The 25755-nt window shown below is 68.8% G+C and carries 18 protein-coding genes; 10 read left to right on the forward strand and 8 right to left on the reverse strand.

The window, feature by feature from the left end:
- Positions 1-6 precede the first annotated feature (6 nt).
- Positions 7-1446, reverse strand: a complete 1440-nt coding sequence (locus tag ACFFXY_RS18790) for a TIGR02710 family CRISPR-associated CARF protein (protein ID WP_382353964.1) — start codon at positions 1444-1446, stop codon at positions 7-9.
- 44 nt (positions 1447-1490) lie between these two features.
- Here ACFFXY_RS18790 and ACFFXY_RS18795 point away from each other — a divergent pair, with 44 nt between their 5' ends.
- The 3 genes from ACFFXY_RS18795 (at position 1491) to ACFFXY_RS18805 (ending at position 6342) form a co-directional block, all read left to right on the forward strand.
- Positions 1491-2573, forward strand: coding sequence for a CBS domain-containing protein (locus tag ACFFXY_RS18795; protein WP_382353967.1), 1083 nt, complete (start codon positions 1491-1493; stop codon positions 2571-2573).
- A 74-nt stretch (positions 2574-2647) separates the two neighbouring features.
- Positions 2648-3295 carry a hypothetical protein gene (locus ACFFXY_RS18800; protein WP_382353970.1) on the forward strand — a complete coding sequence of 216 codons (648 nt, stop codon included), beginning with the start codon at positions 2648-2650 and terminating at the stop codon, positions 3293-3295.
- Positions 3292-6342: a helicase HerA domain-containing protein gene (locus ACFFXY_RS18805; RefSeq protein WP_382353973.1), complete on the forward strand. Its 3051-nt coding sequence runs from the start codon at positions 3292-3294 to the stop codon at positions 6340-6342. Before ACFFXY_RS18800 ends, ACFFXY_RS18805 begins: the two co-directional genes overlap by 4 nt.
- A gap of 3 nt (positions 6343-6345) precedes the next feature.
- Here ACFFXY_RS18805 and ACFFXY_RS18810 read toward each other — a convergent pair whose 3' ends face one another.
- The 3 genes from ACFFXY_RS18810 to ACFFXY_RS18820 all read right to left on the reverse strand — a co-directional run bounded on the left by ACFFXY_RS18810 (position 6346) and on the right by ACFFXY_RS18820 (position 8611).
- Positions 6346-6759: a YchJ family protein gene (locus ACFFXY_RS18810; RefSeq protein ID WP_382353976.1), complete on the reverse strand. Its 414-nt coding sequence runs from the start codon at positions 6757-6759 to the stop codon at positions 6346-6348.
- A gap of 55 nt (positions 6760-6814) precedes the next feature.
- Positions 6815-7630: an SGNH/GDSL hydrolase family protein gene (locus tag ACFFXY_RS18815; RefSeq protein ID WP_382353979.1), complete on the reverse strand. Its 816-nt coding sequence runs from the start codon at positions 7628-7630 to the stop codon at positions 6815-6817.
- 162 nt (positions 7631-7792) lie between these two features.
- Positions 7793-8611, reverse strand: coding sequence for an SGNH/GDSL hydrolase family protein (locus tag ACFFXY_RS18820; protein ID WP_382353982.1), 819 nt, complete (start codon positions 8609-8611; stop codon positions 7793-7795).
- A 232-nt stretch (positions 8612-8843) separates the two neighbouring features.
- Here ACFFXY_RS18820 and ACFFXY_RS18825 point away from each other — a divergent pair, with 232 nt between their 5' ends.
- Positions 8844-9899: a LacI family DNA-binding transcriptional regulator gene (locus ACFFXY_RS18825; RefSeq protein ID WP_382353985.1), complete on the forward strand. Its 1056-nt coding sequence runs from the start codon at positions 8844-8846 to the stop codon at positions 9897-9899.
- A gap of 204 nt (positions 9900-10103) precedes the next feature.
- On the opposite strand, the gene ACFFXY_RS18830 is transcribed toward ACFFXY_RS18825, so the two are convergent.
- Positions 10104-10511: a MarR family transcriptional regulator gene (locus ACFFXY_RS18830; protein ID WP_382355517.1), complete on the reverse strand. Its 408-nt coding sequence runs from the start codon at positions 10509-10511 to the stop codon at positions 10104-10106.
- A 209-nt stretch (positions 10512-10720) separates the two neighbouring features.
- Here ACFFXY_RS18830 and ACFFXY_RS18835 point away from each other — a divergent pair, with 209 nt between their 5' ends.
- The 5 genes from ACFFXY_RS18835 to ACFFXY_RS18855 all read left to right on the forward strand — a co-directional run bounded on the left by ACFFXY_RS18835 (position 10721) and on the right by ACFFXY_RS18855 (position 16282).
- Positions 10721-11623 (forward strand): SDR family oxidoreductase, encoded by a 903-nt coding sequence (locus ACFFXY_RS18835; protein ID WP_382353988.1) that lies wholly within the window; start codon positions 10721-10723, stop codon positions 11621-11623.
- Positions 11624-11811: 188 nt separating this feature from the next.
- Complete coding sequence (locus ACFFXY_RS18840) at positions 11812-12234, forward strand: SRPBCC family protein (protein WP_382353991.1); 423 nt, start codon at positions 11812-11814, stop codon at positions 12232-12234.
- A 243-nt stretch (positions 12235-12477) separates the two neighbouring features.
- The gene (locus ACFFXY_RS18845) at positions 12478-14730 is read left to right on the forward strand and encodes a rhamnogalacturonan lyase family protein (RefSeq protein WP_382353994.1); all 2253 of its coding nucleotides are present in this window, start codon (positions 12478-12480) and stop codon (positions 14728-14730) included.
- Positions 14731-14863: 133 nt separating this feature from the next.
- Positions 14864-15622, forward strand: coding sequence for a MerR family transcriptional regulator (locus ACFFXY_RS18850; RefSeq protein WP_382353997.1), 759 nt, complete (start codon positions 14864-14866; stop codon positions 15620-15622).
- A 72-nt stretch (positions 15623-15694) separates the two neighbouring features.
- Positions 15695-16282: a TIGR03086 family metal-binding protein gene (locus tag ACFFXY_RS18855; protein ID WP_382353999.1), complete on the forward strand. Its 588-nt coding sequence runs from the start codon at positions 15695-15697 to the stop codon at positions 16280-16282.
- On the opposite strand, the gene ACFFXY_RS18860 is transcribed toward ACFFXY_RS18855, so the two are convergent.
- Together ACFFXY_RS18860 and ACFFXY_RS18865 are read right to left on the reverse strand one after the other, a co-directional pair.
- Positions 16279-17484, reverse strand: coding sequence for an exonuclease domain-containing protein (locus ACFFXY_RS18860; protein WP_382354002.1), 1206 nt, complete (start codon positions 17482-17484; stop codon positions 16279-16281). The genes ACFFXY_RS18855 and ACFFXY_RS18860 overlap by 4 nt on opposite strands.
- Before the next feature lie 128 nt (positions 17485-17612).
- Complete coding sequence (locus ACFFXY_RS18865; protein WP_382354005.1) at positions 17613-19148, reverse strand: DUF6055 domain-containing protein; 1536 nt, start codon at positions 19146-19148, stop codon at positions 17613-17615.
- A 220-nt stretch (positions 19149-19368) separates the two neighbouring features.
- On the opposite strand from ACFFXY_RS18865, the gene ACFFXY_RS18870 reads away from it, so the two are divergent.
- Complete coding sequence (locus tag ACFFXY_RS18870; protein ID WP_382354008.1) at positions 19369-20568, forward strand: hypothetical protein; 1200 nt, start codon at positions 19369-19371, stop codon at positions 20566-20568.
- 21 nt (positions 20569-20589) lie between these two features.
- Here the strand turns inward: ACFFXY_RS18870 and ACFFXY_RS18875 are convergent, their stop codons facing one another.
- Entirely contained in the window at positions 20590-25656 is a 5067-nt protein-coding gene (locus tag ACFFXY_RS18875) for a DUF4011 domain-containing protein (RefSeq protein WP_382354011.1), read from the reverse strand.
- Positions 25657-25755 lie beyond the last annotated feature (99 nt).

Consider the following 25755-nt stretch of genomic DNA (forward strand, 5'->3'; position numbering starts at 1 on the left):
GAACGGTCAGATTCGATCCACGAATCGAAGCTGGGCGATCAGGTCGGAGAGCTTCGGTTCTCGCAGTTCCGTACGCCAGTACCGGCGAAGGCAATTCAGTACATATCCCCCGAAACGCTGCGTCAGATCGGCGTCTACGGAACTCGCACCGTGGGCCAGGACTGAGTCGTTGCGCGCCTCGACCATTCCCCGCAGATGGCGAAGCGCGTCCACCTCGCCGAGGCCCAGTCGTTTCATGACCTTCGCATCGACAGCGCTCAGCAGCAGCGCCGCGTCGATCAGCCCCACTCGCCACGGCAGTCCGCCCTCCTGCGGGTACACCTGACGGGACAGGTTCCGGTACCTGGATTCCAGCTCCGACGGGTCCCGGTGCAGCCGCGACCAGTCTGGGTTGCCGCACGAGAAACCCGGGGCGAGTCCTTCGAGATGTCGGCAGAGCAGATGCTCCAGCGTCCGGTAGTAGAGGAGGATCGCGAACTCGCGGCGGCCGTGGTGCTCGTAGTGCTTCCCGACCAGATAGAAATTGAGCGTGAGGTTCGGCCCCGACCGGTCGACGTCGAGTTCTCCGAGAAACCGCAATTGCGTGCGCAATCGGCCGATCACTTCGGAGGGCGGGCTGTAGAAGGGGTTCGACAATTGGGACGTGAGCCCCTCCATGTGCTCAGGCAGATGGTCCAGGTCGAAATCGCACCAGGCCTGGTAGCACTTGGCGAGGTCGCGGCCGAACCGCGCCTTCGCCGCGCGGTCCGTGGTGTTCGCAAGCTCGGAATAGCGCTCGTGGGCGGCAGCGAAGGCGCCGTGCCGGAGCAGGTGCTCCGCTTCATCCATCTCACGGTCGCCGAACAACCGCGTCGGGTTCGGCAGCAGCGCGAACCGGTCCGTTCCCGGTGCGGACTGCTTCAGCCACGGATCGGCAATGCCTTCGATGTAGCACATGGGAAGATCCAATTGCGACGCCGCGAGCGCCGCTGACGCGCTCATGACCTTCTTGCCCCCAGTGATGTCGACGAGGAACTTCAGCTCGTCCGATCCGCGGCGGTACTTCTCGACGACGGTCTTGATGCCGTTGTAGATCTCTAGAGGGTCACTCGGGTCCACTGAGAGCCATTCGAATCGCGATGCGGTGAGGCCAAGCGTGCTCTGAATGAAGTCGATCCCTTCGATCGCCTGCTTGGTGCCGATGACCAAGAGGCGCTTGGGCTGAACGTATTCGTACGCCATCACGGTCGTCTCCGGCGAGAATCCGGACAGGCTGATGAGCAGCTCCACCTCTCCCGCCGCTGATCGATCGGACGTTTCACGGATCTGCTCGATCATCCTGGGCAGCATCTCAACTCGCTTGTACTTCCGAGCCTGCTCGGCCGGAGCCCCTTCGCCGTCGTACGGCTCGACGCCCTGGATAATGCGCTGATATCGAAGATTCATGTGCTGCAACGAATCCGTCATCAAACCAGCGTAGCCAAGATGGAACCGGCGCGCATAGTCCTCGAATGTCGACGTTCACCCGATCGGGTGAACACGAAGCGTGGCATGCAAGCCGCGCCGAGTTCCGATACCGTAGACCGATGCAGTCTAGCGGTGGACGGACCGACACCGAGCGTGAATCCTTGCTGCGTAAGGCTTCCGCCGGCGAGACCGTCAAACTGGAAGTGAAGAAGCTCCTCGAACTCTGGGGCGCCGAGCGGCGCTCTCCCGATGTGGTGCGGCAGATCCGGTCCGATCTCCACCACCGTAACCTCACGACGGAGCCTCCGTTCACCGAGGTCTGGATCGGCAGCGAGGTGTCCCTCGTGCCGAGACCGGCCGGCGAAGCGCCGCCGGAACCCGCCGACGGCGATGAGGACGAAGAGTACGACCTGCCCACGGCCAGTTCACTTCAGATCAAGGCCCTGCCGCAGGCGAACAAGCATGTCGAGTGCGTCCACGTCGACGTTCCCATCCCCAACGTCGTCACGACGATGACCCACTCAGACTATTCGCAGCTCGGCGTCATCGATGGGGACGGCCGGTTGATCGGCGCGATCAGCGAACGGAGCATCGCCCAGGCCGCCGTTCGCGGCAGCCTCGGAACCGTCAAGGAAGCGTACGACGACACCATCCGGCATCTGCGCCCCGAAGCCCTCCTCTTCGATGTCGAAGGCGAGATCAGGAGTACCGGGTTCGGCATCGTCTGCAGCCCGGACGGCAGGCCCTGCGGCATCATCACCAGCGCCGACCTCGCCGAAGAATTCGCCTCCCGCCTCTTCCCACTCATGACGATCGAGAGCATCGAGCTCCGGGTCCGAAAGCGGGTGCTGTCGCGATTCACGCGGGAGCAGCTCCAAGCTGCAAATGCGATCCCGAAGCACCGCAACAGCAGCGACGTACCGACTCTCGGAGCCTATCGCCGGTTGCTGGACGGAGCCCATTGGGCGAAGCTCGATTGGCGGATCTCCAAGTCTTACTTCCTCAAGATGATCAAGAAGACCACCGACATGAGGAACCACCTCGCTCACTTCTCCCCCGATCCGCCCAATGAATCCGAACTCACCGAAGTCACCCGCTTCGAGGCCACCCTCCGGAAACTGACCTGATCCCCCGCCTCCAACCGAATACGCTCCGATCCCCCACCTCTCAGCATTCCCCCATCGCATCAGGAGCACCACCGATGAAAGAGACCCTTACCCAGCGCGACCGCGTTCTCCTCCTCGCTCTGCTCGTCCACGACCCCTCCTTCGACATCGCGAACACGCAACTACGCTCGGCCTTCGGAATCGGAGTCGAGAAGGCCAACCGCGAGCGGCTCTCTAGAGCCGGATACCTGAACTCCATCCAGGCCAAAGGCTCCACTGCGAAGCTCTACACCCTGACCCCCAAGGGACGCGAGCGTGCGATGTCGGAGCTCTCCAACGATGCCGACCCGAAGTCCACCGTCAACCTCCGAGTCGTCTACGCCGTCTTCAACTCCATGCATCGCTTCCTCCGCCGCAACCACCTCGATGCCGACGCAGTGTTCGAAGCGCAGGACGGCTCGTTCGACGACGCCATCGACGCGGAGCTCTCGAACTCGATCCAAGACGAGTACCGCCGACTCGCAGAAGGCCGGTCCATGTGGGTCCCGCTGCGGACGCTCCGAGCAGCCCTCCCAGACATCTCCCGTGAATCGCTCGACGAGACGCTCACCGCCCTCTGCAGCCACAGGATCGTCCACCTGACCAGCGAATCCAACCGCAAGTCCCTGCGAGACGCCGACCACGAGGCCGCGCTCAACATCGGCGGAGACGCCAAGCACTTCATTGCGATCGAGGCCGGATGACACCTGAAGAACGACGCGCGCTCGAACACCTCAGTCTCGACTTCACGGTCCATCGCGGTGCCATCTGGAGCGACGCGAAAACGCATGTTCACCTTCACAACTCGAAGACATATCAGTACCTCAACAGCGGCCTCGACAGGGCGGCGAAAGCCCGGTACACCAGCGCCCCGGGAGCCGTGATCTTCGGGGAGGACGGATCGGGCAAGACCCACCTCCTCAGGCAGCTTCGCATGTCCACCACCGACCGACATGGATTCTTCATCCAGTTCGACGCCGATTTCAAAGGCTCGTTCGAGCAGGCGGTACTTCATTCGTACTCGGCGAGCCTCATCCGACGAATAAACAACCGCCATACCCAGATTCACCTGTTTCTGCAACAGCTTCTCAAGTTGGCGCAGATCGACGAGTCCGACAAGATGCTCATCCTCGACGACGCACCGACGCGCGAGTCAGTCGATGCGGTCGTCCATTCGATCGGATCGAAGTACGACGAGATCGACGACATCTGCCGTGACGCGCTGAGAGTGCTCTGCCTACGCGCGTCTCAGAACGGCACCCACCGCATCCTCGCTGACAGGTGGCTGGCCACCGAGAAGGAATCCCGACGAGGCGAACGCGGGAGATGGGGCATCAGCGCCACCAGGCGCTCTCCACGTGAGATCGTTTTCGCGATCGCCCGAATCCTCGCCCTCTGCGGCCCGACCTTGTTCGCAGTGGACCAGCTCGACACCCTTGTGAAAGAAGTCGAGGGGCAGACCGACTCTGCATCACTCGATCGGAATCGGAAGCGTCTGAGCGAGCTCGCACACGGCCTGATGAATTTCAACGAATACTCGCGCCGGACCTTCACCGTGGTCTCGTGCTTGCCGAGCTCCTGGGAACAGCTCCAGGCATTCGGGGTCAAGTCGGTGGACGGACGGTTCCATACGGCGAAGATCCTCGATTCGAACCTCACCCCGGATGCCGCCCGCGCCATCGTGACCGCTCATGTGGAGCAGGGTCTGGTCGGAACTGGGTTCAAGCCGCCGCTCCAGACGTGGCCCGTGTCGAAGGAGGCGTTCACGGCGTCCGCCGGTATGAGGCCGCGTGAACTCCTCCGGGCGGTCGTCGACCACGTTCAGGCATGTCTCGATTCGGGCGAGTTCGAACTGCTCACCGAGTTCCCGGGACCGGAGACGACCACTGAATCGGACCCCGTCGCACCTTCACCGGATGCAGTCGAAGCTCGCTACCGGCATCTCCTCGCGGAAGCCAGCATCGACGACCTGACAGGCTCGGCCACTGAGGACGAAACAATGCCCGAAGTGCTCTCCTCAGCGTTCCGCTGCTTCGGCATGGAGCAGCAGAAAGACCTCGAAGCCGTTCCGGGATTGAGCGGGAGACAACAAGGCGTGCACGCAGAGGTCACGTTCGGAAAGCGCCGTCTTGCCGTGCGAGCCTTGGCCGCATCTGGCGGTATGCCGTTCAGGGGTCGTATCAACTGGCTCACGGAGCAGTCCGGCCTGACCGAGGCCGGTGGTGCCGAGGCGGTACTGATCAGGACCTCGGACCACCCGCTCCGCGCTGCCGGGCTGACAAGAATCGCGAAATTCACGAAGGACGGCGGCAGAGTCGTACAAGCCGATCCCAACGAACTGCGCGTCTTCAAAGCCCTCCACGCCCTGTACGACGAATCGCCTCCGGGCCTGCGAGACTGGCTCGCGCGCGCCCGACCCGCCGGTAGCACTCGGCTGATGCAGGGGATCTTCGACGAGCATGGGGGCCAACCTCCGCCTGCGGGGGCGCCAATGCTCCCTTTTCCGAATGAGGTCGAGGAAACCGCGCAGCGGATCGTTCTCGGCCGCTTCGAAGACGACACTGAAGCAGAGATCGAGCTTGAGGCACTCCGCAAGCACGTAGCCGTGTTCGCCGGTTCAGGGTCGGGGAAGACGGTCCTCCTGCGGCGACTGATCGAGGAGGCCGCGCTCCGCGGCGTCTCCTCGATCGTCCTGGACCCGAACAACGACCTGGCGAGACTGAAACTGCCCTGGGACGTCACTCCCCCGGCTTGGACCCCTGCCGACAAAGGCAAGGCGGCCGCGTACTTCGATGCCGTCGAGGTCGTGGTTTGGACGCCGCGAATCGAGAAGGGGCGCCCCATCAGCCTCCAGCCGCTTCCCGATTTCGGGGCGGTCCTCGACGACATCGACGAGTTCGGGGCGGCACTCGACACGGCGGTGGCGACGCTCGCGCCCCGCGCGAAGGTCGACGGCAACACCAACAAGCATGAGCAGGGCCGGGCCGTCCTCCGCGAGGCGCTCGCACATTATGCACGTCGGGGCGGCGAGGATCTCGGGGGTTTCCTGCAACTGCTCGCCGAGTTCCCCGGCGACGTGGTCGCGAGTCTGCCGAAGGCGCCCGACCTCGCCGCAGAGATGGCGCAGACCCTTGAAGCGAACCGCATCAACGATTCACTGTTCGGAGGGACCAATCCGCCGCTCGACCCGGGCGAGCTACTCTCCCCGTCCGAGGGATCACGTGCACGGATCTCGGTGATCAGCCTCGTGGGGCTTCCGGACACGCAGCAGCGTCAAGGCTTCGTCAATCAGCTCCAGATGGCACTGTTCGCGTGGATCAAACGGCACCCTGCGGTCGGACGGCCGCTCGGCGGGCTGTTCGTGATGGACGAGGCGCAGACCTTCGCGCCTTCGGGATCGATGACCCCCTGCACCGGAAGCACGCTCGCGCTCGCGTCCCAAGCGCGCAAATACGGGCTGGGACTGGTCTTCGCGACGCAGGCGCCGAGGGGCATCCACAACCAGATCGCCGGAAACTGCGCCACGCAGCTCATCGGCTATCTCAACAGCCCGACCCAGATCGCGGCGGTCAAGGAAATGGTGAGCGCCAGACAGGCGAGAGCCCTCACCAGCACGTCGCTCAGCGCCGGGGAGTTCTACCTCCGCACCGAAGGACAGCAGCTCCGGAGAGTCGTCGCGCCGATGTGCCTGAGCTTCCACCCGTCGAGCGCGCTGACTCCCGAGGAGGTCATCGCGCTGGCGAGGGAATGAGCTTCACTCGAAGCCGAGGGCGTCGACGTACAGCCAGGTGCCGCCGAGGCGTTCGAAGGCGCTGTTCTCGGTCTGGGAGTCGGGGCCGTCGGCGTCGGTGTAGCGGGCGCGGAAGCGGACGGTGCCGGTGGTGTGGAGCGGGGTGCCGCCGGTGGTGTCGAGGATGTCGAGGCCGGTCCAGGTGCGGGCGTCGGCGGCGAGGTCGAGGCGGTCGGGGCGCGTGCCGGGGTGCCAGGTGCGCAGGAGGTAGGGCTCGTCGCCGACGGCGAAGGCGCTGTAGCGCGAGCGCATGAGCGCCTCGGCGGTGGGGGCCGCGGCGGCGCCGGTGTGGAAGCGGCCGCAGCAGGCGGCGTAGGTCTCGCCGGAGCCGCAGGGGCACTGGGTCGGGCGGGCGGGCTTGCGGGTGCGTCGCGGCATACCGGGATTGTCCCGGAGGCGCCGGACCGGCCCGGAGGCCGGTCCGGCGGGAGGTCTAGCAGTCCTCCAGGTAGGGGGTCACGACCTCGGCGTACGCGGCCTGGCCGGCCGCGTTCGCGTGGAAGGACTCGACGTTCCCGGTGTAACCGAGGATCCACGGGTCGGCGGTGCAGACCTCGTGCCCGGCGAAGGCGTCGCGGACGTCGGCGAACGCGAAGCCGTGGTCGGCCGCGACGCCCGCGGTGGTCTCGGCGAGCAGGTCGGCGGTCTCGTTCAGGAGCGCCTGCTCGGCCGGGGTGATCGCGAGCGTCCCCGCGCAGGAGGTCTCGGCGAACAGGCGCGGGTTGCCGACGACGGTGACGTCGGCGCGCGGCGCCAGGTCCTCGACCTGCGCGTACAGGTCGTCGAGCTCGGCGGGGAGCGACGTGGTGATAATGTTCTGCGCGTTCGCGATCGCGGCCTCGCACAGGGCGGTGTCGGTCCCGGCGCACGCGCCGAGGACCGAGGAGAAGCCCGCGTCGTTGCCGCCGACGCCGATGGTGACCTCGCTGGTGCGCCAGGTCAGGTTGCCGAGCTGGTCGGCCACGACGTCCTCGACGCGGGCGCCGGAGCAGGCGTCGAACGAGAGCCGCGCGCCGGTCGCCTCCGCTGCGAGCACCGGGTAGGCGTTCGCGGAGCGGTAGCAGGTGGTGTCCTCGTAGTCCCCGGCGCCGACGCCGGAGACGTAGGAGTCGCCGAGGGCGGCGTACCGCGGGGTCCACCAGTCGGCCGAGGCCGGGCTCGCGAACGCGGCGGCGCCGATGCCGGCGGCCGCGGCGAGGGCAGCGGCGCGGACGAGGACGCCGCGGATCGTGCTGGGAGTTGCGGACATTGGTCTCCTTCTGGATGCCACGCGGCGGTTCACGGGTGGGGCCCCCGCCGCTGGTGCCGCCATTCTAAGGGCCGCGGTCCAATGTGTGTGTCCACGTTGGGGCGCAACGGGAACCGGCCCACGGGGGTCCCCCGCGGGCCGGTCCGGTGCAGCAGACTCGAACTAGTAGTCGAGCAGCGGGAGCACGACGCCGGTGTAGGCGTCCTGCCCGGCGGCGTTCGGGTGGAAGGACTCGACGTTGCCGGTGTAGCCGAGGATCCACGGGTCGGCCGAGCAGACGCCGTGGCCGTCGAAGGCGTCGCGGACGTCGGCGAAGTCGAAGCCGTGGTCGGCCGCGACGGCGGCGGTGGTCTCGGCGAGCAGGTCGGCGGCGTCGTTCAGGAGCGCCTGCTCGGCCGGGGTGATCGCCAGCGCGCCCGCGCACGCGGTCTCGGCGAACAGGCGCGGGTTGCCCACGACGACGATGTCGGCGTCGGGGGCCTTGGTCTCCACCTGGGTGTAGAGGTCGTCCAGTTCGGCGGGGAGCGAGGTGGTGATGATGTTGCGCGCGTTCGCGATCGCGTTCTCGCACAGGGCGGTGTCGGTCCCGGCGCAGGCGCCGAGGACCGAGGAGAAGCCCGCGTCGTTGCCGCCGACGCCGATGGTCACGTGCTCGGTGTTGACCGGGCGGAGGTGGCCCAGCTGGTTCGCGACGACGTCCTCGACGCGGGCGCCCGAGCAGGCCTCGAACCAGAGGCGCTCGCCGAGGGCGGCGGCCGACTGGCTGGCGTAGGCGTTGGCGGAGCGGTAGCAGCCGTCGTCGGCGAGGTAGTCGCCGGCGCCGACGCCCGAGGCGTACGAGTCGCCGAGCGCCGCGTACTGCTGGATCGTGACGTCGGCCGAGGCCGGGCCCGCGAGTCCGGCGACGCCGAGACCGGCGGCCGCCGCGACGGCGGCGATGCGGCCGAGCGCGCGGCGGGACTTGCCTTCCTTGAAGGACACAGGGTCTCCTTGTTGTCGACAGGGCCGACGGGAGGCGCCGTTCGGGCGGCCCCGCCGGAGGACCGCGTCATTATAAGCAGTGAAGTCCATTGTGTCGCAATAGAAACGGTGTGTGATGTAGCGTCCCCGGGGACGGGGCCCGGGTGCGGTCCTGGTGGCGGACGGGAGCCCGAAACGGTTTCCTGTCGCCGGAAACTGTTTCCGGTGAGCGGCTATCATGTCGGTACACGACATGGACGAGGTGCACCACATGAGCGATCCGGCCCGCCCCCGCGCGACGCTGTCCGAGGTCGCCGCGCGCGCCGGCGTCTCGAAGGCCACGGCCTCCAAGGTGCTCAACGCCCGCCCCGGCGTCGCCGAGGAGACGCGGCGGCTCGTGCGCGAGGCGATCACCGAGCTCGGGTACGTGCCGACCACCGGGCCGCGCGAGACCCCCGGCGGGCAGTCGATCCACGTCGTGTTCGACACCATCCTGAACATGTACGCCGTGTACGTCCTCGACGGGATCATCAGCGGCGCACGGGACCTCGGCGTCGCGGTGGTCACCAGCTCCCTTGAGGAGGGCGGGCCGGGGCATCCGGTGCCCTTGGGCGCGGACCGGATCAAGGAGATCGCCGCGCAGGGCGCCGCGGGCCTGGTCGTGGTCACCGCGGAGCTCACGGGCGAGGAGATGACGGCGTGCGAGCAGGCCGACCTGCCGCTGGTCGTCATCGACCCGGCGAACCCGCTCGACGAGCGCGTCACCAGCCTCGGCGCGACCAACTGGGCGGGGGGCGTGCAGGCCACGCGGCACCTGCTCGACCTGGGCCACAGGCGGATCGGCTTCGCGGGCGGGCCTGTGCAGTCGGTCCCTGCGCGCGAGCGCCTGCACGGCTACCGGGAGGCCCTGGAGTCGGCCGGGATCGAGCTCGACCCGGCGCTCATGGGCTCGGGCAAGTTCGAGGAGTCGACCGGCGCGGTGCTCACCGACCGGATGCTCGGCCTGGCCGACCCCCCGACCGCGATCTTCGCGGCCAGCGACAGCATCGCGGTGGGCGTGCTGCGCAGCGCCCGGCGCCACGGCCTCGCGATCCCCGGTGACCTCAGCGTCGTCGGCTTCGACGACACCTACAACGCGATGTGGATGGAGCCCCCGCTCACCACCGTCAAGCAGCCGCTGCGCCAGATGGGCCGCGTCGCCGCCCGCACGGTCATCGAACTCGCGGCGGGCAAGGTCCCCGACTCCCACCACGTCCAGCTCGCGACCACGATGGTCGTCCGAGACTCGACCGCCCCGCCGAGCCGCTGACGGGGAGAGAGCTTCGCCGGGCCACCGACAGCGCGAGCGCCCCGCCTGGCCGCTGACTGCACAACCGCCCCGACGACAGCGCGCGCCCCGTCCGGCCCCTGCAACCACGACCATCCCACCCGGCCGCTTACAGCGCGGGCGCTCCGCCCCGGTGCCCGGCGGGCTCCGCCGGACCTCCCCAGCGCGATCTTCCCAGCGCGCGGGCTAGTCGCCGTAGGAGTCTTCGAGTGCTTTCTCGTACGCGGCGAGCGTCTCCACGAACACGACCAGCTCGGTCGCGCTCAACGGCGCCAGCGCCTTCCGCCAGGCGGCGGCGCTCCCCGACAGCCACGACTCGATCTCCGGGCGCATCTCAGCGGTGATCGAGACGATGCGGCGGCGGCGGTCGGCGTCGTCCTCGCGCCGCTCCAGCACGCCCTTGCGGCTGAGGTCGCCGACCATGAGGCTCACAGTCGTGGGCGCGACTTCGAGGCGCGAGGCCAGGTCGTTGACCGTGGCGGGGCCGTCGAAGAGCAGCAGCGCGAGCAGTGACAGGTGGCGCGGGCTCAGGTCGAGCGAGCGCACGCTCTCAGGAACCGGGAGGCGCTTCGCGCGCCCGACCATCCGCGGCATGAGCAGCAGCAGTTCCCGGATCGCGTCATCGACGCCCCAACGCGCGGCCACGGTCGCACCCCCGAATTCCCCTTGAGGTCAAAATATCTTTGCTTTCAAAGCAAAGGTGTATTACCTTTGCTTTGAAAGCAAACAGTTCCCACCGTCATGCTACCCGAGCGCACGCCCCGTGCGCTGCGGTCGCATGCCCGAAACCAGGAGCGACACCCATGAACGACTTCGACGGCACGGCACTGGACGGCATGAATCTGGACAGTGCGATGCTCGACGGCACCGTGCTCGTGACCGGCGCCCGCGGCAACATCGGCTCGCGCGTCGCGAGCGCCCTCACCCGTGCGGGCCACGCGGTCCGGGCCTCCGGGCGCAGCATCGACGGCCTCGCGGTCCCCGAAGGGGCCGAGGCCGTCACGCTCGACCTCACCGAGCCCTCGGGGGCGGCCGCCGCGCTCGACGGCGTCCGCACCGTGTTCCTCTACCCGACGTTCGGCGACATCGGCGGCTTCCTCGCGGCCGCCGTCGAGGCCGGAGTGGAGCACGCGGTCCTGCTCTCCTCCCCCGCCGCGTACGACCCGGTCGAGCACGCCGGGCCGATCGGCGCCGCGCACCAGGCGATCGAGGGCGCGGTGCGGGCCTCGGGCCTGCCGCACACCGTGCTGTACCCGTCCTGGCTGGGCAGCAACGTCTTCCGCGACTGGGCCGGGCAGGTCCGCGCCGGGCGCGTCCCGATCGCGTTCCCCGAGTGGCAGATCAACCCGATCCACCTCGGCGACGTCGCCGAGGTGGCGGTGGACCTGCTGACGCGCCCCCAGTTCCGCGGGCGCAGCCTCGTCCTCACCGGGCCCGAGTCGCTGACGCAGCGCCAAGCGGTCGCCGCGGTCGCAGCCGAACTGGGGAGGCCGGTGGAGGTCGAGGAGCTGACCCGGGAGCAGGCCCTCGCCGGGCGGCCCGAGTGGTTCCCGGAGGCCATGTTCGACTCGCTGCTGGACGTCGCGGCGAACTTCGGCGACACCCCGGCGACGGTGAACAACAACGTCGAGCGCGTGCTCGGGCGACCGGCGCGCACGTTCGCGCAGTGGCTCCACGACGAGCGCGGCCGGTTCGACGCGAGCTAACGGAGGCGGGGCCGGGCCGCCGCACGGCGGGCCGCGTTCGACAAGCGGCCGGGGCCGGGCGGCGGGACGGCGGGCGGCGTTCGGCAGCGGCCGGGCAGCTGCACGATGGGCCGCGTCTGCCCCGCAGCAGGGGCCGGGCGGGCCGCGACGGGGATTGACTTCCCTCTATCGGACTCTACGATGTGGGAATGATCCTGGTCGAACGCGAGATCCGCACGGCCCCTGCCGAAGTGTGGGCCGTGATGAGCGAACTCGACCGCTGGGCGGAGCTCCTGCCCACGGTCGGCGGCGTCGAGAGGCTGAGCGGCCCCGGCCCGATCGACGTGGGCGCCCGGTTCCGGGTCGCCCAGCCGGGCCTGGCAACCGCCGTCTACGAGGTCACCGAGTGGCGGCCCGGCCAGGGCTTCACCTGGGCGGCGACGTCAGGGGGCGTGCGGACCGAAGCGGTCCACGAAGCGCGCGCCGACGGCGAGGGCCGCACCCGGCTCGCCCTGAGCATCACCTGGACGGGCTCAGGGGCGTGGATCGCGCGAATCCTGTTCTCCGGCAAGGCCCGCCGCTACATGGCCAAGGAGGCCGAAGCCTTCGCGGCGCTCGCCGAAGGCCGCTGAGCGGCCGCCGTAGGGAACGCTCCGAGATCTGAGTGCCCGGCGGGCCGAGCCCTCGGCCCGCCGACGGGCGGGCATTGCCATGTAAGCGCTCGCACGCTATGCTGACCCGACATCATTATATCGATTCAATTCGATGTGTCGATGGCATTGGAGACGGTCGCGGCTGCCCGGCACGCTGCGCCTCCGCCTCCGGCACCTCCGTACGGCCTTGCGCCCCTTCACCACCGATCACGCGGAGCACACATGCGCACCATCCACTCACGACCGACCAGGCACCGGCGCCTCCGCTGGGCCGCCCTCACCACGACCGCGCTCGCGGGCCTCGCCGCCCTCGTCGCGCTCCCCCAGGTCTCGGCCGACGCCGCGACCGTCCGCTACGAGGCCGAGACCTCCCCCGCGGTCTGCGAGGGCACCATCGACTCGAACCACACCGGGTACTCCGGCAGCGGGTTCTGCAACTCGAACAACGCCGTCGGCGCGGCCGCGCAGTTCACGGTCACCGCCTCGGCCGCCGGCACCGCCGGCCTGTCGATCCGGTACGCCCACGGCGCCACCGACACCCGCTCGGCGGACATCCTCGTCAACGGCGCGGCCGTCCAGACCGGCGGCGACTTCCCCGCCACGGGCGCGTGGACCACCTGGACCAACAAGACCGTGAACGTCCCGCTCAACGCCGGGAGCAACACCGTCCGCATCGCCGCGACCACCGCGGCGGGCCTGGCGAACATCGACTACGTCGAGGTCACCGACGGCACCGCCACGCAGACCGGGCCCATCATGGAGGACCTCGGCCGCGGCGTCACCGTCGTCCCGGCGAGCGGCGGCAACCTCGTCAGCTGGCGCCTCCTGGGCACCGACACCGCGAGCACCGCGTTCAACGTGTACCGCAACGGGACCCTCCTCAACAGCTCCCCGATCACCGGCGCCACCAACTACCTCGACACCGGCGGGTCCGGGACGTACACCGTCGCGCCCGTCAACGGCGGCAGCGTCGGCGCGCAGGCGGGCGCCGAGGCGGTCTTCAACTCCAGCGGCTACCGCGACATCCCCATCCAGGCGCCCAGCGGCGGCACCACCCCCGACGGCGTCGCGTACACGTACAGCGCCAACGACATGAGCGTCGGCGACCTCGACGGCGACGGGCAGTACGAGTACCTCGTCAAGTGGGACCCCTCGAACGCCAAGGACAACTCCCAGTCCGGCTACACCGGGAACGTCTACATCGACGCGTACGAGCTCAACGGCACCCGCCTGTGGCGCATCGACCTCGGCCGCAACATCCGCGCCGGGGCGCACTACACGCAGTTCCAGGTGTACGACTACGACTCCGACGGCGACGCCGAGATCGCCATGAAGACCGCCGACGCCACCGTCTCCGGCACCGGCCAGGTCATCGGCAGCTCCAGCGCCGACTACCGCAACTCCTCCGGGTACATCCTCAGTGGACCGGAATATCTGACGGTCTTCAACGGCGCCAACGGAGCGATCCTCGACACGATCAACTACCAGCCCGCCCGCGGCACCGTCTCCAGCTGGGGCGACAGCTACGGCAACCGGGTCGACCGCTTCCTCGCCGGGACGGCCTACCTCGACGGACAGCATCCGAGCATGGTGTTCGCCCGCGGCTACTACACCCGCAGCGTCATCTGGACCGTCGACTTCAACGGCACCGATCTCGTGTCGCGCTGGGTCTTCGACTCCAACAGCGCCGGGAGCCAGTACACCGGCCAAGGCGCGCACAGCCTCTCGATCGCCGACCTCAACGGCGACGGGAACCAGGACGTCGTCTACGGCGCCATGGCCGTGGGCTCCTCCGGGTCCGCGCTGTACACCACCGGGTTCGGGCACGGCGACGCGCTGCACGTGAGCGACTTCGTGCCCGGCCGCGCCGGGCAGGAGGTGTTCATGCCGCACGAGAGCACCTCGCAGCCCTCGTCGAGCCTCAACGGCGGCAACGGGGCGATCCTGTTCCAGACCCCCGCGTGCTGCGACAACGGCCGCGGCGTGGCCGCGAACGTCCTCGCGTCCAACGCGGGCGCCGAGTACTGGTCCTCCAGCGTCAGCGGCCTGCTCAACGCCTCCGGCGCGAACATCGGCGCCAAGCCCGCCTCGACCAACTTCGTGTCCTGGTGGGACGGCGACGGCGAGCGCGAGCTGCTCGACGGCACCGCGATCACGAACTACCCGTCCGGGACGCTGCTCTCGGGCTCGGGCGTCGCGTCCAACAACGGCACCAAGGCCACGCCGGGCCTGTCCGCGGACCTGTTCGGCGACTGGCGCGAGGAGGTCGTGTGGCGCACCAGCGACAGCTCGGCCCTGCGCATCTACGCGACCCCGTACACCACGAACCTGCGCATCGCGACGCTCATGCACAACCCGCAGTACCGCGTCGCGATCGCCTGGCAGAACACGGCCTACAACCAGCCGCCGCACCCGAGCTTCTACATCGGCAGCGACGTCACCAGCTACCCGTTCCCCTCGATCAGGGCGGCGTGAGGACCCTCCTCCCCCAGAAAACCGGGGCCCGGACGCGCGCGTCCGGGCCCCGGCCTGTGTCCGCCGTCTCCGCGGAACGGGCTTGCGGTTGACGTAGCGTCAACCCGTAACTTCGAGCGGGAAGGAGGCCGACATGCGGACCTGGACGACGACCGAGGTCACCCGCCTCACCGGCGTGACCTCGCGGACGCTGCGCCACTACGACGCCATCGGCATCCTCCAACCGGTCGCGACCGGCCACGGCGGCCTGCGCCGCTACGGCCAGGCCGAGCTGCTCCGCCTCCAGCGGATCCTGCTGCTCAAGCGCCTCGGGCTGCGCCTCGACGTGATCGCCGAGATCGTCGACGGCGCCCTCTCCGAGGCCGAGGCGCTCAAGCGCCACGCCGAGCAGCTCGACGAGGAGCGCGAGCGCCTCGACCGCCTGGCCGCCACGGTCGCCGCCACCATCCGCCAACTCGAAGGAGACCAGACCATGACACCCGAGACCTGGTTCGACGGCCTCGACGCGGGCAGGCACGCCGAGTACGAGGCCGAGGCCCGCCGCCGCTGGGGCGACGCGGTCGTCGACGCGGGCGACGCCGCCGTCAAGGCCATGAGCCCCGACGAGCGCCGCGCCATCCCCGCGAAGTTCGACGAACTCCACCACCGCCTCGCCGCCCTCCGCGAGGCCGGCGAACCCGCCGACTCCCCTGCGGCCCAAGCCGTCGCCGCCGAGCACTACGCCTTCATCGCCCGCCTCTGGGGCACCGTCCCCACCGCCGAGGCCTACACCGGCCTCGCCGCCCTCTACACCGACGACCCGTCCTTCAACGCCACCTACGACACCGTCGCCGAGGGCCTCGCCGCCTACCTCCGCGAGGCGATGGAGGCCTACGCGGCGGCGAATCTGTAGGTCACCGATGAATCCGGAGGCGACGCGTCGTCACCACTGGTGCAGACCGAGCGAACTGAGGAGCGAACGCACATGACCGAACCCGGTGCCGACTTCAAGCCCGTGACCGACCTGGTGGCCGGGCTGCTCGCGGGCGTCGAGGACGCCCAGTTGGCGGCCCCCACCCCGTGCGAGGAGTACCGGGTGGGCCACCTGGTGGACCACTTCCTCGGCCTGACGCTGGCGTTCACCGCCGCCGCCCGCGGCGAGCGGGGCCCGTACAACGACACCCCGCCCGCGGCGCCCTCCGCGGAGCCGCCCGCGGACTGGCGTCCCCTGCTGGCCGAGCGCCTCCAGACCCTCGCCGACGCCTGGGCCGAGCCCTCCGCCTGGGACGGCGACGCCACCGCCGGCGGCGTCACGTTCCCCGCCGCCATCATGGGCCTCGTCGGCCTCAACGAAGTCGCCGTCCACGGCTGGGACCTCGCCAAAGCCACCGGCCAGCCCTACGACCTCGACCCCGCCGCCATCACCACCCTCACCGCCTTCGTCGCCCAAGACGCCGACGACCAAGAGGCCCGCAACGGCATCTACGCCCCACCGGTACAACCCGCCCCCGACGCCACCCCGCAGGACCGCTTCATCGCCCTCACCGGCCGGAATCCTGGCTGGACGCCCTAACGGCGCGCGAGCACTGCATCGAGTGTGTCCGCGCCAACGACAGGAATGCCGTATTGCCGGGCTTTGGACGCCTTGCCTGACATCGAGTCGGGGTCGGCCGCCACCACGAGCGCGGTCTTCTTGGTGACGTTCGGGGCAACCGTGAGTCCGGCAGCCCGGAGCCGGTCGGCCCAGAACGACTTCGACTCGGCGAACGCCCCGGTGAGGACGGCGATGTCTCCGCGCCGGAGGCGGAACTCCGCTTGGGGCAGTGTTGGAGCCGAGCCGTCCTCTGCCGCACGGAGTGCCGCATCGACTTCCACTGCGGGTAGCGACAGGAGTGCGGCGACGCGATCCAGGTCGTCCCGCTCGGCGCTGGAGACGAATCCGTCCTCCAATGCGACCGTCGCGAGCGAGTGCAGGTAGCCGCGGTGGAGCCGGATCGCGGCATCGCGCCCGATGCCGAGGCCGGACGCCAACGCCACGAGCGAGTCCGCCTCGGTCGCCGAGATGTGCCGGTCCACCAGGGCACGGTCGAGGAGCGCGAGGTACATGTCCGCCTGCGGCGGGTCCGGGATTCGAGGGAGGTGGTCGACCAGCCTGGCGAGAAACGCCCCGCCGTCGGCGGCGCCGATGCCGCGGTGAACCGGCGCTGTCGCCTGCGCTGGGATCAGGGGCCACCGGGCCTCTGACAGGCCCGCGGCCCGCTGGTCCCACAGCGGCACCTGTCCCATGCTGTTCAGATAGAGGGCGAGGAGTTCCGTGGTGGCGAGGACATCCGACATGGCCTCGTGAGGGCGCTCGTTGGCGATTCCCGCGGCGGAGCAGCAGTCAGCGAGGCTGCGTCCCGCGTCGGGGAGGAAGTAGTCCGCCCACTGCATGGTGCAGACGCCGAAATGCCCGAGGTCCGGGATTTCGCAACCGATACGGAGGAACTCGTGTGAGAGCAGGCGGCCGTCAAATGCGAGATTGTGCGCGACCGGGACGCGGTCCCGGAGGAGCTCGACCACGTCTCCCGCGACCTGGTCGAACGTCGGGGCCTTCCGCACATCGGCGGCGCGGATGCCGTGCAGCTCTTGCGGTCCGAGGTCTCGTTGGGGGTTGACCAGCGTCTCCCAGGTGGCAGTGGCCCTGCCGTCGCGATCGAGCTGCGCTATAGCGATCTCCACGATCCGGTCCTTGTTGAACAGGCCGGTCGTCTCCACATCGATGACCGCGTACATCGGCTCTCCCGTCGTGTCACGAACCAGAGACACAATGTAGCCTCCCCCGGTCAAGCGCGGCTCCCCTGAACGGACGGGACCATCGGCCTGCGGGACAGCGCGAACCGTCCCACGGGCCGATGGTCTTTTTAAGACGGTGTGGCGCCGGTGATGGTGAGTTCGTAGGGGAACGGGTCCCCGACGCCGGTCTGCCACATCGTGTAGTTGCGGTGCACCGAGGGGGTGGCCGCGACGACGAGCATCATGTGGGTCTCGCCGGTCTGGAGCGAGAAGTTCGCGGTCTGGCCCGGGGAGTAGAACGGGCTGTAGCGGACCGAGAAGTCGGCCTTGACGGCGACGAGGCGGAAGCGCCAGTCGGCGCCCGCGAGGCTGGAGGCGCCGGTGAGGCCGACGCTGACGTTCGAGGTGGTCGGGTTGAGGCGGATCATGTTGTGGCCGTACTGGCGCGGGGCGTCCGTGGCGTTGATGCGGTAGCGGTTGGAGCCGAGGCTCGTGAGCGGGTCGGTGTGGAGCGGCCGGTAGCTGCCGCCGCCGCGCCACAGGTCGGAGCGCATGGCCGCGCCCTGGTCGAAGTCGTAGACGACCTGCCTGGAGGTCATCTCGCCGATGAGCGTGGCGAATTCCTGCTGGTCGAGTTGCAGCACGCGCTTGATCGTGTCGATCGGGTGCTCGCCCTGCCGGGCCTCGAACCAGAGCCGGTCGACGGCCGCGGCGCCGTACAGTTCGGCGATCGTGTCGAACATCAGCCAGTCGCCGTAGTAGGTCTCCTGCGCGAGCCAGCGGTACTGCTGCCGGTCCACGAAGTACCCGGACCCGACGACCACCTCGGGCCGCTGCAGCCGCGCCATGTAGTTCGCATGGGCCTCCCACACCGGCCCGGCGACTGGGTTGCCCGCGCCCCAGCCGCCGCCGTTCCCGTTGGCGATGTTGATGTCCACGGCGTAGGACTGGAGGATGTGGTTGAACTCGTGCGACTCGACCCAGTCGTCCCAGGTCTTGTCGTACGGCAGGCAGATGTGGCCCACCCCGATGTCGTCGGGCCCGGCCCAGTTCGCGGGCGGCAGGAAGCCGTTCGACCAGGTGCCGCACAGGTACAGGTTGATCCGGTAGCGCGACCCGACGCTGTGGTCGGCCGGGTCCACGAAGTCGACCTGGTTCACGTAGTAGTCGTAGATCTCCTCCATGTGGTTCGCGACCCACTGCGGGTAGTTCGCGTAGCCGTGCTGCTGTCCCCACGCGACGGCGTCGATCGCGTCGCCCCAGCGGACCGTGAAGTTCGCCGACTCGACGTAGCTGTCGGTCTCCGCACCGGCCTCGATGAGGAACGCCGGCGTGCGGGTCTGCTTCTGCTGCTGCGGGTTCCCGGTCGGCGTCTCCGTCGGCTCCCCGGCCGTCGGGGTCTGCGTGGGCGTCGAGGTCCCGCCGCACGCGATGCCGTTGACCTTGAAGCCGGTCGGGATCGTCCCCGTCCCGGTGACGGTCATCCCGAACACCTCGCGGGTCTGCCCCGCCGCGATCTGCGCATCGCAGGCGGCGGCCGATGCCGGGTCGGCCGCCACGAACGCCAGCGACGCCGCCAGCAGCGCCCCGCACGCCGCGAACACCGCGGCGGCCCTTCGCCGCAGCCGCACTCGCGCACGCCCGTCCTTGGGTATGACTTCCATCGGTTGAGCTCCTAAGAACCAGGGGGCTCAGCCGTCCCCGGTTGTCGAGGACCCGAACCCCCGCAACCGGAGAGCTCGTACGGACGACTACCCAAACATTCAAGTAGATCGATATGAAGGCAATCCCCCACCCAAAGCAACCCGAACCGCCCGCCGATCCCGGGAGCCTCGATCTTCGCAACACGACTCACGGAACGTGAGCCCTTGATACGTTCTGCTCATGGACATGAAACTGACAATCGAGTTCTTCACACTGGGCGTATTGATCGCAGCGCTCTCCTGGCCGCTCTCGTTCGCTTCAGGGGCAATGGCTCAGCGGTTCTCCATCACCTCAAGCATCGCGATGACCGAACAGAAACGGAGTTTGCCGTCGAGTCGCTCGAAGCGAATTCCGTCCAAGATCACTGCACGCATCGCAGTGTCGCTATTGTTCGCAATGCTGTCTGCGATCACTGCTCTTCCGTACTTCGCTTCAGCGATGTATCTCTACCGCAACGAGATCGAGCCGATTCCGTGGATCCTCGCAGTCCTCCTCGCATTGATGCTCATAGGAGTTCACGCCTACTCGGTCTCGCCATTTGCGGAGGATTTCAAGATCCAAGGCGTCGTGCCTCCCCTGTACGGATTCAATGTGTCTCGTAACGTTCGCAGGGCCATAAGCAGCTCAGGAGCACAGAAATTCGCTATCCGCATGTCGTGGCGGATCGCTGCCGACAAGACGACCACGCTCCTCGCCGCGCTGGTCATGGCCTCGATACTTCCGATCCTGTTCTACAACTTTCCGGACCTCGAATACCACCAACAGGCGTACATCACGGGGACGACGTTGAGCCTCATCGCCGTTGGCGTCCTCGGGTTCGTCTTCAAGCGTCGGACCGCTCTCGCCGGATGCGTTCAGCAATGCGTTCCGATTCTCACCCCCGCAGCAGGACGGAACGCGTTCACCGAATTCGCTCCGGATCAAACGCTGACATGGATCCGGAAATCGGCCGCGGAGATCGAGAGAACTGCGTGGCGGATCGACAAAGCCGACAGGGTCACGAACTCGGCTGATCGTCGATCCGACGCCTCTGCGCTACGCAATATCGCTGCGCAGCTCAACGCGATGGTCGGCGATCCCGGAGGGACCTCCGAGGCTGCGAGGCGAAGGGCCCGGCTGCTGATCTCCGACGCGGTCACCCTGATCATCGGCGCGGAGAACGGCGCAAAGCACGAAGAGATCACCAGGAGATACCCAGGGAGCGGCACGCCTTCACGGCGTCGCCCGCCCACCGGATTGGCACGGTTCTGGAGGTCTCTCAACGAGACCAATCCAGAGGTCATCACCACCGGTCGATGGGTTCTCCTGGTGATCGCCGTCGTGATCCTGATGGCGATCGGTCGGCTCAGTGTTGAAGGGCTGGCCTCGGTGTTCAACTGATCGCCTGTCCAGGCCCGGGATTCAGCCACGACCCCGATCAGTGACGCTCCGAATCCAGGCCAGGAGGCGGTTGAGTTCGGCCTCCTCGTCGTTGTACCAGTTGACGGACCAGGCGCGGTAGAGCTTCCAGCCGAGACCCTGGAGGACCTGTTGGCGGAGGATGTCGCGGTCGCGGGCAGAGCGGGAGGAGTAGTACTCCTCGCCGTCGCAGTCGATGCCGCAGAGGTAGCCGTGCGGCCAGTCGGGGTGGCGGATGGCCAGGTCGACGCGGTGGCCGGTGGTGCCGACCTCGTAGTCGACGGTGTAGCCGCGCTCGATGAGGCGGGCGCCGATGTGCTCGGCGAGGCGGGCACCCGGCTTCTCGTGGCCCGTGGCCTCGCCGTGGACACCGCCGTTCGTGCAGTACTCCAGCCAGCGGCGGAGCATGTAGCGGCCGGGATTGCCGTGCTCGTCCGCGGAGATGTCCCCGGGGAGCATCGAGGTGAAGGTGACGAGCTGCTCGCGGGCACGGGTGAACAGGACGTTCAGCCGTCGGCGCCCTGCCTTGCCGTTGACCGGTCCGAAATGCTGGTGGACGGGCCCGCCGGGCTCCTTCGGGCCGTACACGGTGGAGATGAAGATGACGTCGCGCTCGTCGCCCTGGACGTTCTCCAGGTTCTTCACGAACAGCGAGTCGATGCCGTCGCCCTCGACCTCCCAGCGGAGCTGATACGAGCGGAGTGCGTCGTCGGCGACGGCGCGCTCGTGGAGGAGGTCGTTGATGAGGTTGCGCTGCTGCACGTTCATCGCCACGACGCCGAGCGAACGATGGGCGTCCGTCCGGGCGAACCGGGCCACCGCGTCCACGATTGCCTCGGCCTCGACATGGTTGAGGCTCTTCTCGTAGAGGCCGTCGGCGAGGTGTTCGAGCCGCACCCCCATGCCGTCGCGGTCTTCCCACGCGGAGGGGAAGACCACGAGCTGGTCGTCGTAGATGATCCTGTTGGAAAACGCAATGAGGCTCGAATTGCGCGACCGGTAGTGCCAGCGCAGGCGGCGTGAGCGCGGGAGCGCGCGCCCCGCCATCTCCAGGACGGACTCGGCTTCCTCCGTGAAGTCCTCGTCGTCATCATCGGTGCTCGCGGCGGTGGAGCTGAAGAGGTCCGACGGCGGGAGCTGGTTGTTGTCGCCGACGATCATGACCTGTTTTGAGCGCAGGACGGCGCCGAGGGCGGCCCCGGGGAGCATCTGGGAGGCCTCGTCGATGATGCACAGGTCGAAGCGGGTGTCCCGGCTGAGGTACTGGGAGACGGCGAGCGGCGACATCATCCAGCAGGGTTTGAGTTCGAGCAGCGCTTGGGCGGCGCGCCGGGTCACGTCGCGGACCGAGTGCCGGTTGCGCTGGAGGTCCTTGACGTGGGCGAGGAGTCCCATCTCGGTGTAGTCGGATTTGCGGCCCCGGTTGACGCCGACCGGCGGCCGGGCGCCTTGGTAGAGCTTCGCGGCGAGCTGGGCCGCCGCGGTGCTCTGAAGGAGGTTGTCGGCCTGAGCGAGCCGGTCGCGCAGGTCGTCGAGCTCCGTGCCGAGGAACGCGCGCAGCAGTTCGCCGTGGGCGGTGAACACGTCGGTCGCGAGGCCGCGGTAGAGGTGGGCGAGCACGAGGGCGTGCGGGTGCGCGACGGCGTGGAGCCGGAGCCATGAGGCTACGGCGCCGAAGCCGAGTTCACTGAGGCGGACGGTGCGGTGGTGGACCATCGAGTGGGATTGCAGCCCTGCGCGGTCGGCCGCGAGTTCGGCCGCGTGGACGGCGCGGAGCTCGCAGTCCTGCGTGGCTGCGACCCAGCCGGAGTCGGCTCCGGTGGCGCGGTGCAGGTCGGCGATCACGTCGCGGCCGGACTCGGCGGCGTCGGCGTAGGCGGTGAGCCGTTCGGCGGTGTCGTCGAGGGTCCGTGCGGCGAGCAGTTCCGCGAAGACCCGGCTCAGTGCGGGCTCGGTCTCGCAGAGGTCCAGGGCGGTGAGTTCGCCGCGGAAGGAGGCGGTGTCGGTGTCGGGGCCGCGGAGTCGGGCGCCGAGGAGGTCGCGCAGGGGGTCGGCGTCGATGGAGGCGAGGTGGGCGAGCATCGCGTCGACGGACTCGGAGAGTTCCGTCGCCCGTTCAGGTGTGGTCGTCGCGGGATGCTTCAGCACGGTCGCGCAGGATGCCAGGACGGGCAGCAGTCCGTCCATCTCGGCGAGGGCGCTGCGGCGCGCGGCGACGGCGTTCGGGAGGTCGTCCACGGTGACGCGGTAGTCGGCGATGTCGATGCGCGCGAGCGTGGTGAGCAGGTCGGTGTCGCCTTCGAGCATGAGCCTCCGGAGGTTGCGGTACTGGATCCCGCCGAACCGGCTGTCGATGTCCTTGAGGTAGCCGACGAGTTCGCGGTGGAGGTCGAGCCGGGTGTCGAGCCCGGTGAAGACGGGGCCGAGGAGAGCGTGGACGCCGGGGTCGGCGATCAGGGCGTCGGTCGCGTCCCGCCAGGCGGCGAGGCGTTCGAGGCCCGCCGCCGCGCCGGGGGCGTCGAAGGGCTTGGGGACGAGTGCCACGCTGCGGTAGTGCTTCTTGGCGGCGCGGTAGGCGCTGCCGAGTTTGCCGATGGCGCCGGTGGACTCCAGGATCTGCGCGGCTTCGTGGGAGGCCCCGGGGTCGGCTTTGCGGTCGAGGCGGAAGAGCGCCGACAGCTCGTCGCGTTCGGCGCGGAGCGCTTCGATGCGGTCGATGACGGCCGACAGGTGCTGCCAGGCCCCTTCTGCGGTGTTCGCGGGGTTTCGCAGCCGGAGATAGGGGACGCAGTCGCCTTCGAGCGCTCGGGCGGCCGCGTCCAGGTCCGGGCAGTTGCTCGCGCCGATCCAGGGGAGGTCGGGCCGGAGCATCGCGAGGGACTCGGCTGCGGCCGCGCCCGCGTCGATCCTGGCCGATCTGCTGCGGCGTTCGTTCTGGTGGGCTTGGACGTCGAAGTTGCCGAGCTGGAGGCGGCGGGCGGCGTCCGCACCCAGGTCGAGCACGCGGTGCAGGGCGGCTGAGGCGGGTTCGCGCACCGACTTGGCGAGTTCGGCCCGTTCTCCGGCGGACTTTTCGCACGCGGTGAGGAGCGCCCGGAGCGCTTGACCGCGTCCGGTGCGGATGAGTTCGGTGACGAGTGCGGCGTCGAGCCCTGAGCGGAGCGCTTCGAGTTCGCGGGCTCGTGCGGCGAGGTCGCGCGGGGAACCGTCGGCGAGATCGGCGAGGGTGAACCCGCGGTCGGTGAGCACGCGCTGCTGGGCAGCGGCGGCCTCGAACCGCTCGGCGGCTCTCGCCGCGGCGCGCAGGTGCGTGTCGGTGGCGGACCTGTCGAGCGGGCCGGTGGCGATCCCCCGCCAGGACGATTCGGGGTCGGCGTTGGCCAGTGCCTGCTCGAACGAGGCCGCGGCCTCGACGATCGCGGTGATCTCGTGTCCGGCGAGGTCGCCGGTCCGGCAGGGGGCGGGCAGGTCATCGGCGGCGAGGCGGAAGTCGGCGGCGGAGGCGACCGCCTCGGACAGCACCTCGTGGACAGTGAGGCCGGTGCCGCCGAACGGGGTCGCGAGGAGGTCGAGGTACTCCTGGAGGCGTCCGCGGTGCCGGTTGAAGGTTTCGAGGTGGGCGCCGTAGCCGCGCGGTTCGGGGGAGCCGGGCATCTCGATGCGGGATTTGACCTGTTCGCGGAACGCCTGGCGTTCGGACCGGTCGGCTTGGAGGGTGAGCAGGAAGTCGAGGAGGCCGCGCTCGGTCAGGCGGGCCCGGACCACTTCGAGTGCGGCGGTCTTCTGCGCGACGAAGAGCACTTTCTTGCCCTGTTCGAGGGCGGCGGCGATGGCGTTGACGATGGTCTGGGACTTGCCGGAGCCGGGAGGTCCCTCCAGGGCGAAGCTCTCGCCCCGTGCGAGGTCGATGAGGGTGCTGACCTGGGAGGAGTCGGCGTCGGCGATGAGCAGTGGCGCGAGTTCGCGGAGTTCGGGACCGTCGACCGGGTACTCGGCGGCGAAGTCGCCGATGCCCGAGGCGCCGGCGGAGCTGATGAGCAGTTCGAGGGCCGGGCCGTCCTCCAGGGTCCAGCTCGCGGGGTCGAGGTCGTTGAAGACGGCGACCTGTGTGGAGTTGAAGGTACCGAAGGCGACGTATCGATGGAGTTTGGGTGAGAGCTGGCTCGGGACCGCCGCGGCGACGGCGGCGAGGTAGCGCTCGACGTCGCCGTCGAAGTCGTCGGGCAGTTGGACTTTGAGCTCCCGGCGGAGTTTCTCCGAGAGCACGAGGTTGGGTTCGGCCCGTTCTGCGATGCCCGCTGCCGTGTATCGCTGCGTGCGGCGGTCGAATTTCAGTGCGACGGGCAGGAGGAGGAGCGGGGACGTCGAGACCGCACCGGCTTTGGCCGGGTCGGACCATTCGAGGAATCCGAAGGCGCAGTAGAGGCTGTTGATGCCCGCTTCCTGCTGGGCGGTCCGATCGTCGTCGTAGACCTTGTCGAGGTTGCGCCGCATTTGCTCGGGCAGTGCGAGCGTTTGGATCTCGCGGTCGGTGTGCCTGCCGTCGGCGTGCGCCTTGTCGGGTCGGGGCAGTTCGAAGTCGGGGTCGACGCCGTTGTCCCTGGCGTGTCGCCGCAGGTCGTGGAGGGCGGGGTCGAACTGGTTGATGCGCTTGGAAAGTCCGAGGCGCTCGCGGAGGCGGTCCTTGAGTTCTCGTTCGGGGTCCTTGCGCATGGCGCGGCCGGCGGCTTCGCGTGCGAGCCTGGTCTCGACGTCGGCGAGGTACTGCTCGTCGGTGAACCTGGCTTCGTTGAAGGCGCTGAGGAACGGTTCGGACTGCTCGTCGGCGGGCGGGTCGGGGATCGGAGGGAGCGGGACGAACTCCATCGGGTTGCCGCCGGTGAGGTTGTCGTAGAGGACCTGAGGGAGTTCGTCCACGACGCGCAGGTAGCGGTTGTTCCTGCCGTCAAGGCGGGTGTTGACGAGCGGGTTGCGGCGGGAGAAGTTCAGCAGGTCTTCGCGGATGCGGTCGAGCTTGATCGCGGCGAGTTCGCGGTGGCCCAGCGGGCTCGGGGGAAGGGAGGGGTCCATGGCGCCTTCGGAGGTCGAGGGGTTGCTCAGGGGTGGCAATCGTACCGGAGTTCTCTTCGGACACACGCGCGCAGTCACCCGAAGGTGTCGGAGAGCGAC

The organism is Glycomyces mayteni, from assembly GCF_042428885.1.
Classification (GTDB): domain Bacteria; phylum Actinomycetota; class Actinomycetes; order Mycobacteriales; family Micromonosporaceae; genus Glycomyces; species Glycomyces mayteni.

What these genes read in the sequence shown, in the direction of transcription:
- ACFFXY_RS18790 (WP_382353964.1), bottom strand. Translation starts at nt 1,446, where the DNA reads ATGACGGATTCGTTGCAGCACATGAATCTTCGATATCAGCGCATTATC.
- ACFFXY_RS18795 (WP_382353967.1), top strand. Translation starts at nt 1,491, where the DNA reads ATGTCGACGTTCACCCGATCGGGTGAACACGAAGCGTGGCATGCAAGC.
- ACFFXY_RS18800 (WP_382353970.1), top strand. Translation starts at nt 2,648, where the DNA reads ATGAAAGAGACCCTTACCCAGCGCGACCGCGTTCTCCTCCTCGCTCTG.
- ACFFXY_RS18805 (WP_382353973.1), top strand. Translation starts at nt 3,292, where the DNA reads ATGACACCTGAAGAACGACGCGCGCTCGAACACCTCAGTCTCGACTTC.
- ACFFXY_RS18810 (WP_382353976.1), bottom strand. Translation starts at nt 6,759, where the DNA reads ATGCCGCGACGCACCCGCAAGCCCGCCCGCCCGACCCAGTGCCCCTGC.
- ACFFXY_RS18815 (WP_382353979.1), bottom strand. Translation starts at nt 7,630, where the DNA reads ATGTCCGCAACTCCCAGCACGATCCGCGGCGTCCTCGTCCGCGCCGCT.
- ACFFXY_RS18825 (WP_382353985.1), top strand. Translation starts at nt 8,844, where the DNA reads ATGGACGAGGTGCACCACATGAGCGATCCGGCCCGCCCCCGCGCGACG.
- ACFFXY_RS18830 (WP_382355517.1), bottom strand. Translation starts at nt 10,511, where the DNA reads ATGCCGCGGATGGTCGGGCGCGCGAAGCGCCTCCCGGTTCCTGAGAGC.
- ACFFXY_RS18835 (WP_382353988.1), top strand. Translation starts at nt 10,721, where the DNA reads ATGAACGACTTCGACGGCACGGCACTGGACGGCATGAATCTGGACAGT.
- ACFFXY_RS18840 (WP_382353991.1), top strand. Translation starts at nt 11,812, where the DNA reads ATGATCCTGGTCGAACGCGAGATCCGCACGGCCCCTGCCGAAGTGTGG.
- ACFFXY_RS18845 (WP_382353994.1), top strand. Translation starts at nt 12,478, where the DNA reads ATGCGCACCATCCACTCACGACCGACCAGGCACCGGCGCCTCCGCTGG.
- ACFFXY_RS18850 (WP_382353997.1), top strand. Translation starts at nt 14,864, where the DNA reads ATGCGGACCTGGACGACGACCGAGGTCACCCGCCTCACCGGCGTGACC.
- ACFFXY_RS18855 (WP_382353999.1), top strand. Translation starts at nt 15,695, where the DNA reads ATGACCGAACCCGGTGCCGACTTCAAGCCCGTGACCGACCTGGTGGCC.
- ACFFXY_RS18860 (WP_382354002.1), bottom strand. Translation starts at nt 17,484, where the DNA reads ATGTACGCGGTCATCGATGTGGAGACGACCGGCCTGTTCAACAAGGAC.
- ACFFXY_RS18865 (WP_382354005.1), bottom strand. Translation starts at nt 19,148, where the DNA reads ATGGAAGTCATACCCAAGGACGGGCGTGCGCGAGTGCGGCTGCGGCGA.
- ACFFXY_RS18870 (WP_382354008.1), top strand. Translation starts at nt 19,369, where the DNA reads ATGGACATGAAACTGACAATCGAGTTCTTCACACTGGGCGTATTGATC.
- ACFFXY_RS18875 (WP_382354011.1), bottom strand. Translation starts at nt 25,656, where the DNA reads ATGGACCCCTCCCTTCCCCCGAGCCCGCTGGGCCACCGCGAACTCGCC.